Source organism: Parazoarcus communis SWub3 = DSM 12120, assembly GCF_003226565.1.
In the GTDB taxonomy this organism is placed as follows: domain Bacteria; phylum Pseudomonadota; class Gammaproteobacteria; order Burkholderiales; family Rhodocyclaceae; genus Parazoarcus; species Parazoarcus communis.
Map to the genome: position 1 here is coordinate 30,733 of NZ_QKOE01000020.1, position 14,052 is coordinate 44,784.

At 61.3% G+C, this 14,052-nt stretch carries 11 protein-coding genes; 9 read left to right on the forward strand and 2 right to left on the reverse strand.

What is annotated here, in order from left to right:
* Positions 1-5 precede the first annotated feature (5 nt).
* Positions 6-476, reverse strand: a complete 471-nt coding sequence (locus DNK49_RS19455; protein ID WP_243632453.1) for a hypothetical protein — start codon at positions 474-476, stop codon at positions 6-8.
* A gap of 275 nt (positions 477-751) precedes the next feature.
* Here DNK49_RS19455 and DNK49_RS19460 point away from each other — a divergent pair, with 275 nt between their 5' ends.
* From DNK49_RS19460 to DNK49_RS19490, 6 genes are all read left to right on the forward strand, one after another.
* Positions 752-1,585 (forward strand): HDOD domain-containing protein, encoded by an 834-nt coding sequence (locus DNK49_RS19460; RefSeq protein WP_165843390.1) that lies wholly within the window; start codon positions 752-754, stop codon positions 1,583-1,585.
* Positions 1,586-1,704: 119 nt separating this feature from the next.
* Entirely contained in the window at positions 1,705-2,853 is a 1,149-nt protein-coding gene (locus DNK49_RS19465) for a GGDEF domain-containing protein (RefSeq protein ID WP_110528613.1), read from the forward strand.
* A gap of 74 nt (positions 2,854-2,927) precedes the next feature.
* Entirely contained in the window at positions 2,928-4,103 is a 1,176-nt protein-coding gene (locus DNK49_RS19470; protein WP_110528712.1) for an MFS transporter, read from the forward strand.
* A 193-nt stretch (positions 4,104-4,296) separates the two neighbouring features.
* Positions 4,297-7,290 (forward strand): bifunctional diguanylate cyclase/phosphodiesterase, encoded by a 2,994-nt coding sequence (locus tag DNK49_RS19475; protein WP_110528616.1) that lies wholly within the window; start codon positions 4,297-4,299, stop codon positions 7,288-7,290.
* Between the two features lie 436 nt (positions 7,291-7,726).
* The gene (locus DNK49_RS19485; RefSeq protein ID WP_110528620.1) at positions 7,727-8,638 is read left to right on the forward strand and encodes a LysR family transcriptional regulator; all 912 of its coding nucleotides are present in this window, start codon (positions 7,727-7,729) and stop codon (positions 8,636-8,638) included.
* Between the two features lie 304 nt (positions 8,639-8,942).
* The gene (locus DNK49_RS19490; RefSeq protein WP_110528623.1) at positions 8,943-9,968 is read left to right on the forward strand and encodes a TRAP transporter substrate-binding protein; all 1,026 of its coding nucleotides are present in this window, start codon (positions 8,943-8,945) and stop codon (positions 9,966-9,968) included.
* 55 nt (positions 9,969-10,023) lie between these two features.
* Here DNK49_RS19490 and DNK49_RS19495 read toward each other — a convergent pair whose 3' ends face one another.
* Entirely contained in the window at positions 10,024-10,941 is a 918-nt protein-coding gene (locus tag DNK49_RS19495) for a helix-turn-helix domain-containing protein (RefSeq protein ID WP_110528625.1), read from the reverse strand.
* 118 nt (positions 10,942-11,059) lie between these two features.
* Between DNK49_RS19495 and DNK49_RS19500 the strand changes: the two genes are divergently transcribed.
* The 3 genes from DNK49_RS19500 to DNK49_RS19510 all read left to right on the forward strand — a co-directional run bounded on the left by DNK49_RS19500 (position 11,060) and on the right by DNK49_RS19510 (position 14,041).
* Positions 11,060-11,881: an SDR family NAD(P)-dependent oxidoreductase gene (locus DNK49_RS19500; protein ID WP_243632454.1), complete on the forward strand. Its 822-nt coding sequence runs from the start codon at positions 11,060-11,062 to the stop codon at positions 11,879-11,881.
* A gap of 65 nt (positions 11,882-11,946) precedes the next feature.
* Positions 11,947-13,713, forward strand: coding sequence for an FAD-dependent oxidoreductase (locus DNK49_RS19505; RefSeq protein ID WP_110528631.1), 1,767 nt, complete (start codon positions 11,947-11,949; stop codon positions 13,711-13,713).
* The gene (locus tag DNK49_RS19510; protein WP_110528635.1) at positions 13,703-14,041 is read left to right on the forward strand and encodes an NIPSNAP family protein; all 339 of its coding nucleotides are present in this window, start codon (positions 13,703-13,705) and stop codon (positions 14,039-14,041) included. Before DNK49_RS19505 ends, DNK49_RS19510 begins: the two co-directional genes overlap by 11 nt.
* Positions 14,042-14,052: the final 11 nt, after the last annotated feature.

Genomic DNA, 14,052 nt, shown 5'->3' on the forward strand with positions numbered 1-14,052 from the left:
TGGCCTCAGATCATGCGAACCTGGTCGGCAAGCACGGTGAAATTCAGACTGTCCATGCGATCGAAGACATCGAGTGGAATTTCAAATACGGACTGACTTTCAAACCAGTAGCGAGCATAGGGCAGGAAAAGCGTCGTGACCGGTAGCGCCTGTAGTGGCTTTGCCGTCTCACTTGGTGTCACGGCAAAGCCGCTGTTGTTGGCGACCGGGACGTTGTCGTCGCCAAACGCTTCGAGCTGGACGAACAGCTTGGCGCTTTCGATGCCGCCTTCACAGGTTTTTACGCCAGTAATACGGATGTTCTGGAAACGGCGGCCGGGTCTGCCATCGTCGAGCAACTGAATGAGCTCATGCAGTTTGCCTTTCTTGACAGAAGTACTTTCACTCACGGGCACCCCGAGTTGGGTGATGCTGAGTCCGGTGGGTTTGGCTGTTTTCAGTTCAATCGAAACGGTGTTTTCGACCAATGCAGGCACGGTGTTCTCCAGAGTAAGTTTTGCGACAAAAGCGCGACAAAATGCGGTGTTCCATGCGGGGCATTGCCTTGATAAGCAGATTCGATGCCAGGGGATGGCACGACGTGGGACGCTGGAACGCACGGTTGCCCGGACTTCCGTCACGCGTGAACGACGGCACGGACGCTAAACTCTTCACTTAAAATATTGGGCGAATCCTGACTTTGTCGAACCTTGTAACGGAAACCCCTGTGGTCGGGCCTCAAGCTTTCTCTTCCTCTGTCGTCGGCGAACAGGTGACGATCTCCCTTCGGGAGATTGGTATTCCGCCACGCCCCAGCGTGCTGCAGGAGATTGACCGGGAGCGTGCCAAACCCGAGCCGGACTTCAAGCGCCTGACTGATCTGATCAGTTCGGATGTCGCCCTGGCTGCCGCAGTGGTCAAGACGGCCAACGCACCGGCTTTCGGCCTGAGCCGCAAGGTTGGCGTGATTTCCGAGGCCGTGGTGCTGCTTGGTCTCAGCCCCGTGATGCAGACTGTTGCGGGCATCGTGCTTCAGCGAGTGTTCCGGTATTCGCCGGGCATGGAGCGTTTCTGGGACAGCTCGGCCGCAGTGGCCCGTGTGTCCAGCTGGCTGGTGCAGCGGCTAGACCTGCAGCGGCGGGTTCGTTCGGGTGACGTTTATACCTTCGGGCTGTTCCGGGATTGCGGCATTCCGCTGTTGATGGGCCCCTTTCCCGAGTATCGTGCAGTGCTGGCGGCGGCCAATGCGGCAAGCGACTGCGCATTTACCGATGTCGAGAATGCGGCATTGGGCATGAACCACGCGGTCATGGGCGCCAGGCTGGCGGTTGAGTGGGGGTTGCCGGAGGAGATGGTGCTGGCGATCGAGCATCATCACGATGTCGCTCACCTGACGGGTGAGGCTGAAGGGCTGACGCCGCGCGGATGCCTGATGGTGGCGCTCGCACAGTTGGCGGAGTACCTGGTCCAGACACAGACCGGTCAGGGGCAGACTTGCGAGTGGCTCAAGTTGGGATCGGCTTGCCTGGATGTGCTGGACCTCGATCCCGACAGGCTGCCGAGCTTGGGCCTCGAGTGTTCCGAACTGTTGAGCGCAGCCGCTTAGGTCGAGCCGCGCCTCGAGTCGTGACGGGCTCGAGGACGTATCGCCCGACAAGTCGGTTGGGGGTGTGCGTTGTCAGGCATACTCGCATGTCCGAATAGCCGAAAACACGGATTGCCTCGATGGGCGCTTTTGTCTGGGATCAAAATTTTCTGACCGGGTTCGCCCAGGTCGACGAGCAGCACCACATCCTGGTCGACCTGTTCAACAAGCTAAACGACACCTTGATGTCGGTCGATGCGAATCGGGACGCGGTGCTCGAGGAGACCTTCGAGAAGGTCATCGACTACACCCGTTACCACTTCTCCGACGAGGAGGGCATGATGGTGGCCGAAGGTCTGGCGCCGCGGCACATCAACATGCATCGCAGCCTGCATGAACAGTTTGTCGAACAGGTCAAGGGTATGCGCAACCAGCGTGCGGTGCTGGTCGATCACCCGGAGACGGTCGTTGGCTTTCTCACCGGTTGGCTGGGGCTGCACATTCTTGGCATTGATCAGTCGATGGCGCGACAGATCACCGCCATCCGCGGGGGTATGAGCCCAGAGGCCGCGTTGGAGAAAGAGGCGCACGAGCATGATCAGGCCACCCAGGCCTTGCTCAAGGTCATCGGCAATCTTTACCACGTGCTGTCGATCCAGAATACTGCGCTCAGCCATGCCAACGCCAGCCTGGAAGAACGTGTCGCCCAGCGTACCGCTGAGCTTGCCGAAGCCAATCAGCATCTGCGTGAGGCCAATATCCGGCTTGAAGCGTTTTCACGTACCGACGGCTTGCTCAATATTGCCAATCGGGGCTATTTCAATGATCGCTTCAAGGATCTCTGCGCCAGCGCGTTTCGCCGCCGCTCGCCGCTGGGCCTGCTGTTGATCGATGTCGATTTCTTCAAGCGTTACAACGACACCTACGGTCATCAGGCCGGGGACGCCTGTCTGCAGGCAGTGGCACGCGCCGTGACCGAGGCCACGCGCCGCACCACGGATCTGGTTGCGCGCTACGGCGGTGAGGAGCTGGCCGTGCTGTTGCCCGACACTGACGTCGAGGGGACCTGCCTGATTGCGGCACAGGTTGTGGAGGCGGTGTCGGTGTTGGCGCTCGAGCATGCTGCATCCGATGTGGCGGCCCATGTGTCGGTCAGTGTCGGAGCCGTCAGCCGCATACCGGAGGCGCCCGACGCTGCAGGCGGTCTGCTTGCCGACGCCGATGCCGCACTCTATCGCGCCAAAGCGGGTGGACGTTGCCGCTGGGTGCTTGCGGACGACAGCGCCTGACCGCTTCGGGTGTTTGCTACCCTCCTGAGTTCGCCACGTGCTTCTGATCACGTGATTTCTGATTGATGATCCAGATGAAAAAGAACCTTTGGCTACTGGCCATTGCGCAGGGTCTGTTCCTGACCAACAACGTGGTATTGATCGCGATCAACGGGCTGGTTGGCTTGCGGCTGGCTCCTGTGGCGTGGATGGCGACGCTGCCGGTCATGGCTTATGTGGTGGGCGGAGCCTTGTCCACCGGACTGGTGGCGGCCAGCCAGCAGCGCTGGGGGCGCAAGGTTTCATTTCAGCTCGGCTTGCTGGTGGCCTTCCTGACGGCCTTGCTCTGCGCCTTTGCGTTGTCGATCGGCAGTTTCTGGCTGCTGGTGGCGGGGACGGTGATTGCCGGCTACTACAGCGCCAATGGTCAGCTTTACCGTTTTGCTGCGGGTGAACTGGCCCCGCCGTCCTTTCGTGAGAAGGCGGTATCCCTGGTGCTGGCAGGCGGCCTGATCGGCGCGGTGGTCGGCCCGAATCTGGCCAGCTTCACGCGTGAAACGCTGGCTGCGCCTTTCCTGGGATCCTATCTGGCACTGGCCGCAGTGGCCTTGCTGGCGATGGCCATCATGGCAGCCATCCGCTTTCCCGCAGAGCCGGCCCGTGGTGGCAAGGGCGAGGGTGGGCGTCCGCTTGGCGAGATCGTGCGCCAGCCGGTCTTCATCGTGGCGACCTTGGGGGCCGCGCTGGGTTACGGGGTGATGAACCTGCTGATGGCAGCAACGCCGCTTGCGATGGATGTCTGCGGCATGCCGTTCTCCGACGCCGCGCTGGTGCTCGAGTGGCATGTAATCGGCATGTTTGCACCCGGCTTCTTCACCGGTCATCTGATCAAGCGTTTCGGGGTGCTGAAGGTCATGGGTGTTGGGGTGGTGCTCAATGCGGCCTGCATTGCGGTTGCCTTGTCGGGGCAGGACCTGCATCAGTTCCTGATTGGATTGTTCCTGCTGGGTGTGGGCTGGAATTTCCTCTTCACCGGCAGCACCACGCTGGCCATGGCGGCCTATCGCCCGGAGGAGAAGGATAAGGCGCAGGCGGCGATCAATCTCGCAGTGTTTGCCACCATGGCGGTGACGTCTTTCGCGTCGGGGGCGCTGGTGACCACGCAAGGCTGGACCTTGTTGAACCTGGGCTCGATCCCAGCCGTCGCGATCATCGGGATTGCCCTGATCTGGCTGGCGGCCCGTCAGCGGGGTGAGAGGGCGGCTGTGTAGCAGGCGAGGCTGATCCATGACACGGCCTGTTTACTGACGGCCTCGTTCATCAACATCCGATGTCATGGCTCGGGTGCGTGCCGCGTTCAAGACGGGTTGGCCCCCGGGGCAAGGGAGGCGGCTCGAATGTGAGGAATGGCATATGCCGTGGTAGAGTACCGACCTGCAGTTGGCATGGAAGGTGGAATCAATAATGACAAGCAACAAGGCGTGGCGTGCGGGCGCCGTGTTTGTCATGCTCGGTTTTTTTGCGTTGCTGGGCTGGGTTGCGCTCGATCTGCTGCAGTCCCGCGAGCGTGAGCTGCAGGTTGCCGAGCAGCAGGGCAGTACCCTGGCCCGCCTGCTGGAGAGCCACTTTCAGGCGACGAGCCGGCAGGTCGATCACCACCTTTCCGATTTCGTTCGGGGCTTCCAGAACGACGTAGCCGACCGGCTGCCACGTGAGCGTATCGACCCGATCTTGCGGCAGTACCTTGAGCGCTTCCCCGAGCTGTACAGTTTCCGCGTTGTCGATGCCAAGGGACATTATGTCTATGACGCAGCAGGGCTGCAGACGGATGCCTCTGTTGCCGATCGCGACTATTTCATCCATTTGCGGGACAACCCGTCAGCAGGCCTGGTGATTTCAGAACCGGTGGTGTCTCGAGCCACAGGCGAGATCGGAATCGTTTTTGCCCGCCGCCTGCAGGATCGTCAGGGGCAATTTGGCGGTGTCGTGTTCGCGGTACTGCGCGCCGATTACTACGAACGTTATTACCAAGGGCTGGCGGTCGGGCAACAAGGCATCATCGCTTTGTGGAGCCGGGACATGAAGCTGTTTGCACGATGGCCTCGATTGGCCGTGGGGCAGGGACGCCGGGTCGAGACCAGCCCGATTCCAGCACGTGTCGCGGCGGGTGAACTCGAAGGTAGCTTTCGCCGCGAGGGAGAGCTCGATGGTCGGTCGCGTGTGTTCGTTTATCGCGCGGTCCAGGGCTATCCTTTCGTGATCACGGTCGGGTTCGATCAACATGAAGTGCTGCTGGAATGGCAGCGTCGGGCGACCATCTATGGCGTGTTGGGCGTTGTGTTGCTGGCAGCCCTGCTTGCGTTGATGATGTCCTGGAGCAGGGGCTACCGGCGGGCCGAGCAGTTGGCGACCCAGATGAGCCAGGCCTATGCCGAGAAGGCGCTCGAGGCTCGAGCCCTGCTCGACTCCATCCCTGATCCGGCCTGGTTACTGGACAACGATGGACGCTTTGTCGCGGTGAATGAAGCGTTTTGCCGCTATCGTGGGCGGCCCATGGATCAGATCGTCGGGCACACGGTCGAAGCGCTGTTTCCGCCTGACGAGGCGCGCAACCTTCGTGAGGGTCAGGTCGAGGCCTATCGTAAAGGGGCTCCGGTGCGACAGATCGTGCGCCTGCAACTCGATGGACGGTTGCGCCCGCTGGAGTTCCTGCGAGTACCGGTGTACGGCGAGGATGGAGAGATTCGTGGTTTGACGGGCGTGGCATGGGATCTGAGCGAGCGTTTCGAGGCCGAGGAACGCCAGCGTCTGATCACCCATTTCTTCGACCATGCCAGCGATGCAGTCATGATCCTGGATGCGGCCTTTCGGGTGCTGACGGTCAATAGGGCGGTCACTGAGGCCAGCGGGTATGCACTGGAGGATTTCAAGGACTGCACGCCGTGCGCGTTGATCGAAGGTGGGCAGGATCCTGCCTGGCTGGAGGGCATGCGGCAGATTCTGTCCTTGCAGGGGCGCTGGCAGGGTGAGTTGCAGGTGCGTTGCAAGGATGGGCGATTGTTGCCGGTCGATTGCAGCATCAGCGCGATTCACGATGATCGCGGTGAGGTGATCAATTGGTCGGTGTTTGTCATCGACCTCAGCGATAGCAAGGCGGTCGAGGCACGTATCGATGCACTGATCCATTTCGACCAGCTCACCGGTTTGCCCAATCGTCAAGGCTTTGGCCGTCTCGTCGAGCAGTGGCTGCAGGCCGGGCGCACCGGGGTACTGGCAGTGTTCCAGCTGGACGACCAGCTTGGGCGCATCAACGATGCCTTTGGGCATGCGGCGGGCGATGCCGTGCTGCGCCGGCTTGCTGCGCGCTTGAATCGTGCCCTGGGTGAAGGAAACATCCTTGCACGGCTGGGTAACGATCAGTTCGGCGTGTTGCTGGACCAAGGCGGGCTGATCAAGACCGAAGATGTGGTGGTGCGGCACTTGCTCGACAGCATTGCCAAGCCGGTCGGTATCGAGGGCAGCGATGTGGTGCTGACGGCGTGTGCCGGCATCTGCGTGCTGGGCGAAGATGGTCGCGAGATGGCCACGCTGCTGCGCAACGCGGATGCGGCCTTGCGTCATGCGCGTGGTGCCGGGCAGAACTGCGTTCGCTTCTTTGCGGCTGACATGAATGAACGCATGGCCGAGAGGCTGCGCATCGAGAGCGATCTGCGTGGAGCGCTCGGGCGTGGTGAGCTGGAATTGCACTATCAGCCGCAGGTCGACCTGCTCAGCGGCGAGATCGTCGGTTTCGAAAGCCTGCTGCGTTGGCACCATCCTGATCTGGGCAAGGTGTCGCCGGCGGTGTTTGTGCCTGTGGCGGAGGAAAGTCGGCTGATCCTGCCGATTGGTGCCTGGGTGCTGGAGGAGGCTTGTCGCCAGAACAAGGCCTGGCAGGATGCCGGCATGGCGCCGCGTGTGGTGGCGGTCAACCTGTCAGCGTTACAGTTCCACGGTGCCGATGTGGTGGACATTGTGGATACGGCCTTGAAGGCAACCGGCCTGGCCCCACGGTACCTCGAACTTGAGATCACCGAAAGCGTGATCGTGGAGGACCCGGAACGGGTGGTACGGTTGATGCAGGCCCTGAAAGCCCTGGGTGTGGGGTTGTCGATCGATGATTTCGGAACGGGTTATTCCAGTCTTTCTTATCTGAAGCGTTTTCCCATCGACAAGATCAAGATCGATCGCGCCTTTGTGCGGGATGTCGATCACAACGCCAACGATGCAGCCATTGTGCGCATGGTGATCGGCATCGCCGCCGAACTGGAGCTCAAGGTGGTTGCCGAGGGGGTTGAGACCGTCGAACAGCTCGAGTTCTTGCGGCGTCATGGCTGCGATGTTTACCAGGGCTTCCTGTGCAGCCCCGCGGTGGCTGCGGACGACGTGCCTGCATTGTTGGCGCGAAGCCAGGGGTGACGTGATCCGGGCTGACGCCAGACACGGAAACAGCGTGGGGGTCTCAAGTCCGGCCTCGCGACCCTCCATGTGGGTGTTCGGCAAGAAAGTTGGCTTGAGTTCGGCTCATGCCGATGTCGCGTAAGGTCGCATCGTCAATCTCGCGCAGCTCGCGAGCCCGCCTGGCGCGCGTCCGCCAAGCTTGTAACCGCAACAGCAGATGCCCGACCCGTTGGGCAAGGGGGGGCGTCGGCAGTGGCCGGTCCGGTGCGCTTGCTGTCGAATGACGTCCTGTCTGTGCCATGCCGGCCTCCTCGCTGGGTGTGATGAAAGCCTGGCGGATGGACGGCAGCCAATCCAATCGTTTTTCGGGATTTCTCCGTTCAGGAAATGTGATGGCGAGCTTCCCGGATCTGCGCTTTACTTGCACGGAGGATGCAGTTAAGGGAGAAAATGCATGGAGCTCTATCACCTCAGGACCTTCGTCACCGTGGCGGAGGAGCAGCACCTTACGCGTGCGGCGGAGCGTCTGTTTACCAGTCAGCCGGCGATCAGCGCCCATATCAAGGCGCTGGAGGAAGAGCTGCGGCTGACCTTGTTTGACCGAACCCCGAAAGGCATGCAATTGACTCCAGCTGGTCAGCAGCTGTTTGAGCGTGCCCAACGCACACTCGCTGCTGCGGGTGACTTCATGCATGCTGCGAAGGGATTGCATGACGAGGTTCTCGGCAGTGTCCGGATCGGGCTGAACACCGACGCCGAATTCTTGCGCCTGGTCGAGTTGCAGTCGAAGCTGAGCGCGCGCCATCCGCAATTGGGTATCGAGTTCCTGTCCGGCCGTACCGGAGCAAATATTCCGGCCCTGCGCATCGGCCGGCTTGACGCCGCTTTCATCAGTGGCGACTGTAATGAGCCGCTGCTCATATCACATGTGCTGCGCGAGGAAGAACTGGCCATTGCGGTGCCGCACGCTTTGCGCGATCAGGTCGTGGCGCCTGATATTTTCGCGCTGGCCCAATTGCCGTGGGTCTATACCTCGCCGGATTGTGCTTATTACCGGTTGATGCAGTCCTTGTTCGACGGCCACGGTTGTACGCCGGTCAAGACGATGCTCGCGGACCAGGAAGATGCGATGAAGGCCATGGTGGCCGCAGGGGTGGGGCTGGGCATCATGCGCCGTACAGAGGTCGAGGCGGCTGCCAGGGAGGGGCGCATGCATGTACTGCCGATGACGTTGCCGACCATCACGCTGCGCTTAGCCTATTTGCGGAGCCGGGCGAACGATCCGGTGATTCGAGCCCTTTGCAATGCATTGACCGATGTCTGGCAGCTTGAGGAAGAGGGTCTGGCTTTGCGTGAAACCGGATGAGTTCAAAGTGTTGGAGTTCGCTCGCTCCGGCTTCCGGGTGGGGCGGGTGGGCTGGAGGGGGTTGAAGTAAGTCTTGAAATGCACGTTTTGTCCTTCTAATCAAACGAATTGTCGATTCTGTGCGCCCGCGCTGGCGCCTACGATGGCAAAGCGGTTTCGCGTGCTGTGTCGGGCTGCTTTCATCAGGCCTGGGTGCTCTTCCGCATAGGGGGCCTCGGTCGAACCGGGAGCTCTGGATCATGGTGCGTGGATAGGGTGGCGCTCGACCAGCCTGAAACCGTTCAATCAAATCTGGAGACAAAACATGACGTTCAAGCGCTTGGCACTTACCTTTGGCGTGGCCGCCATTTTTCCCGCTGCTGCGCAGGCGGCGGAAATCGTGCTCAAGGTTGCGCATTTCCTGACTCCGACGACACCCGCTCATACGCGATTCATCGTGCCATGGTGCGAGAAAATTGCCGCTGAGTCGCAAGGCCGGTTGAGCTGCCAGATCTACCCGGCCAACCAGCTTGGGGGCACGCCGTCGCAGTTGCTCAACCAAGTGCGCGACGGGGTTGCAGACATCGCGTGGACTTTGCCGGGTTACACGCCGGGGCGCTTTCCCTTAACCGAAGTGTTCGAACTTCCCTTCTTCAGCACGACTTACGAGGCGACGTCACGCGCGCTGTGGGATTTCACTGAGCAGCACGCCAAGCGTGAGTTCGCGGGCTTGGTGCCGATCGCGACATGGACGGCGGGGCCTTACGCACTGCATTTTCGGGATCGGCAGGTGCTGTCGCTGGACGACATCAAGGGGCTGAAAGTGCGGGCGCCCTCGCGCCTGGGTAACAAGCTGTTATCCGCCCTGGGCGCAACCCCGGTGGGAATGCCCGCTCCGCAAATGGCGGAGGGCTTGTCCAAGGGGGTGATTGATGGGGCGCTCTTGCCATGGGAGGCCGTGCCCCCGACCAAGACCCATGAGCTGACAAAGTTCCATGCCGAAGCTAGTGGTCAGTACGCACTGAGCACGGCCACGACCATCTTCGTGATGAACAAGGCAAAGTATGACAGTCTGCCGGCCGATCTCAGGAGGGTGATCGACAATAACCGTGGCCGCGATGTGTCCGGGCTGGCTGGCGCTGAGCTGGATGCCGCCGGAAAGTTGGCCCATGATCAAGTCGTGGCCCGTGGTAATACCGTGTATGCCATTCCCGCTGCCGAGGTTGAGCGTTGGCGTGCAGCCAGTAGCGGGGTGGCGGAAGAGTGGATCAAGGAGGTGTCGGCCAAGGGCGTCGACGGTCGGGCCTTGCACGCCGCTGCGGCGGCGTTTGTCCGGCAACACTCCAATTGATCGCTCGCGTCTGGTGGCAGGGGGCATCGCCCCTTGTCACCGGATTGCGCGGGGGTCAGCTTCCCGATGAGACCTCGCCACTTGCGCGCGCGAGCTGCGCTCGCGCCATCTCCCTGAAGGCAAGTGCGGTAGAGCCGGCGTTCTTCTTGAAGAAGCGGCCAAAATAGGCTTCGTCCTCGAAACCGAGCGCGCCGGCGATCTGCTTGACGCTCAGTTGCGAGTAGACCAGTTCGCGTTGCGCTTCGTGGATGAGTCGGGCATTGATCACGTCCAGTGGCGACATGCCGATGGTTTCGCGACACAGACGGGCCAATTGCCCTGGCGATACGCCCAGCTCACTCGCATAGGACTCCATGGGCAGGTGGGCTTTGTAGTGTTGCTCGACCAGCGCGCGGAATCGCTCCACCTTTGCGGTGCCGCGCGAGCGGGTGACGACGCGGGGAGACTGAATACCGGTATCCACCCGCTCCATGATGACGAAGGCGGCCAGCAGCAAAGCAGAACCGGCGGCGGTCTGGCCCGGCTCATACTCCGCCGCCTCGCGCGCCAGCGCATCGAAAAGCGGCACAAGCTTCTGATCATGGCGCGAACCCGCTTGTACGGGCAGGACGGCGGGGGTTCGGATATAGCTCAGTAGTTCCGGTCTGGCGGTGCTCGCCAGGGCTTCCAGCGGTCTCTGTGGTGCGGTCACGACGGGGCCGTCGACTTCGGGGGTGAAGTGGAACCCATGTACCGTACGTGCCGGAATGACGATCAGGCAGGGAGGCTCGATGCGTCTTCTGGTGCCATCAATCAATGCCTCACCGCTCCCGCTACGCACATAGAGGACCTGGATCAGGCCGTCGTGAATGTGCGGCTCGATCTCCCAATTGAAGGGCCGGGAGCGCTGGGGTATCCACTCGAAGTTGAAGGAATCCAGCCAGGACGGCTTTGCCTCCGAGCCGTAGAGGTCGTACTTTGGCAGGGTGGGCATGAAGTGCTTTGCAGATGTTTTGAATGCACGAATTATCCTGTTCACTGGCCGAATTGTCGATTCTTGTCGCATCACGCTCTCCCTATCATGGTTGCATGCAAAGAACAGGAGAGGGAACGTGGGTTGTGTGTCGTGGTTGGGTTTGGAGGGGCAGGTTTGTGTGGTGACCGGCGCTGCCAGTGGGATTGGCGCGGCTGTGGCGGATGTGCTGGCGACTGCCGGCGCTCGGGTTGCTTTGCTTGACCGCGATGGCGCTGGAGCGGAAAGCGTGGCAGACGCTTTGCGTCGGCGCGGCGGAGTCGCGCTCGGTGTGGAATGCGACATTGCCGTCGAAGCGTCCGTACGAACCGCGGCGGCGCAGGTTCGAGACACCTTCGGTCCGTCCAATGCGCTGGTGAACAACGCTGGAATGTTGCGCCCAGGAGCCCTGGATGAGGTCAGTCTGGCGGAGTGGAATGCCGTGCTGGCGGTCAATCTCACGGGTTATCTGTTGTGTGCCCGGGTGTTTGCTGCCCAGATGCGTGAGGTGGGGCGCGGTTGCATCGTTCATGTCGCCTCGATTGCGTCACGTTTTCCTCAAACGGGCAGTGGTGCCTACAGCGCGAGCAAGGCTGGCGTGCTGCTGATGTCGCGTCAGATGGCTGTCGAGTGGGGCGAGGCGGGCATCCGTAGCAACGTTATCTGTCCCGGCATGATTCGAACCCCTTTGTCGGCGAAGTTCTATGAACAGCCTGGCCTTGAGCAGCGCCGGGCCGAGGTGACCGCCAGCCGACGGATTGGTGAGCCGGCTGACATTGCCAATGTCGCGGCGTTTCTGATCAGCGAGCGCGCCGCCTATGTCAATGGCGCCGAAATCATGGTCGACGGTGGCATGAGCAGCATGCTCATGGACTTGGTGCCACGACCTGGTTTTAACGATATGGGCCACGCGCCCCGCTGAGGCTACCCCCGTTCCTCATTCGCGCGGCCGGTGGGTATCGGCCGCCTATCTCAAAGGAGACAGATATGGATGCGAGACCCTCGCACGCCTCGCTCGACTGCGACCTGCTCGTCATAGGCGCCGGTGCGGGTGGACTATCTACCGCGATCACCGCCAGGAAGCATGGCCTCGACGTCATCGTGGTTGAGAAGGCTGAACATTTTGGTGGCACTACCGCATTTTCCGGTGGGGTGCTGTGGATTCCGGGCAACCCCCATGCAGGGCGCAATGGTGCGCTCGATAGCCGCGAAGCCGCGCGTGAATACCTGCGTAACGAAACCGGGGCCTTTTTCGATGAGGCCGCAATTGAGGCTTTTCTGGACAGCGCTCCGGAGATGGTCGAGTTCTTCGAGCGCGAGACCGCTGTCAGGTTCGTCCCCACGTTGTATCCCGACTACCACCCGACCGTACCGGGAGGGGTGGAGTTGGGGCGCAGTATTCTGGCTGCGCCATACGATATTCGAGCGTTGGGCGAAAACATGTCTCGCCTGCGTCCGCCGCTGGAGACGATCACCTTCATCGGCATGATGTTCAATTCGTCCAACGCCGACCTGAAGCACTTCTTCAATGCAACCCGTTCGCTCAAGTCCTTCGTTTACGTCGCCAAGCGCCTTGCGACGCATCTGAAGGAGTTGCTGCGCTACCGGCGTGGCATCAACGTGACCAGTGGCAACGCGCTTGCCGCCCGCTTGGCGAAATCGTGCTTCGACCTGGGCATTCCAATTCATACCGGCTACGCAGCGCGCGAACTGCTGGAAAGTGATGGCCGAATTGGTGGTGCGGTGGTCGCTGGCAAGGACGGGGAAATCCAGATCCTCGCTCGACGTGGCGTCGTGCTGGCTTGCGGGGGGTTTTCGCATGACGCTGCCCGTACCAAGGAGGCGTATCCGCATTTGCGCCGTGGCGGCGGGCATTTGTCGCCGGTACCCGCAGGCAACACCGGTGATGGCTTGAAAATGGCGGAAAGCGTGGGTAGTCGGGTTGATATCCGCTACCCCGATAGTGCCGCGTGGATGCCCGTGTCAAGCGTACCGTTGGGTGATGGTCGGACCGGCGTCTTTCCGCACCTGCTGGACCGATACAAACCGGGGATCATCGGTGTGACCCGGCGTGGCGTGCGCTTTTGTAACGAGTCGGAGTCCTACCACGACGTTGGCGCGGCAATGATCCGTGCCTGCGCTGATGAGCCGGAGACGGCGATGTGGCTGTTGTGTGATCAGACCACATTGGCAAAGTACGGGCTGGGATATGTCAAGCCGGCGCCGATGCCTGTTGGCCGCTTTCTGAAAAACGGCTACTTGCTCAAGGGCAACACTCTTGCCGAGTTGGCGGAAAAAGCCGGTATCGATGCTGCGATGCTGGTGCGCACGGTCGCGGATTACAACGTCGGCGCCGTGCGCGGGGTGGATCTACAGTTCGGTCGCGGCAGTACTGCCTTCAACCGTTATCTGGCCGACCCGGGCAACAAGCCCAACCCATGCGTCGCGCCGATTGGCAAAGGCCCCTATTACGCGGTGAAGGTTGTCATGGGGGACCTGGGCACCTTTGACGGCATCCGCACGAATGTGACCGGTCAGGTCCTGGCCGATGGCGGTCAGCCGATCCCGGGACTTTATGCGGTCGGCAATGACCGTGCGAGCATCATGGGCGGCAACTACCCAGGCGCCGGCATCACGCTGGGGCCCATCATGACCTTTGGCTATATCACCGGGCGGCATATCGCCGGTGCGGACCGGGCCACTGCGGCCGCGCCAGTGACGGATGTTCACGAGGTGCGTGCTCATGTCGCCTAAGCCGCTAATCGATCACCGCATCTACACCATCCGCTTGCGCAAGATGCCGGAGTTCATCGACGTCTTCAACCGGCTGGCGATGCCCATTCTGTTGAACACATTGGGTCATCCGCTGGGCTTCTACGTCAGCCAGGTCGGGCCGCTCAACCAGTTTGTCCATCTATGGGCCTATGAAAGCCTCGCGGACTACGAGCAGCGCAGTCTGGCGCGCGACCGTCACCCCGATTTTCCCGCGTATCTGGCGGCCTCCGAGCACTTGATCGTCGCTCAGGAGACACGATTGATCCGGGCCATCGACATGCCGGCGCTGATGGGGCGGGCAATGTGATTTACCACAGC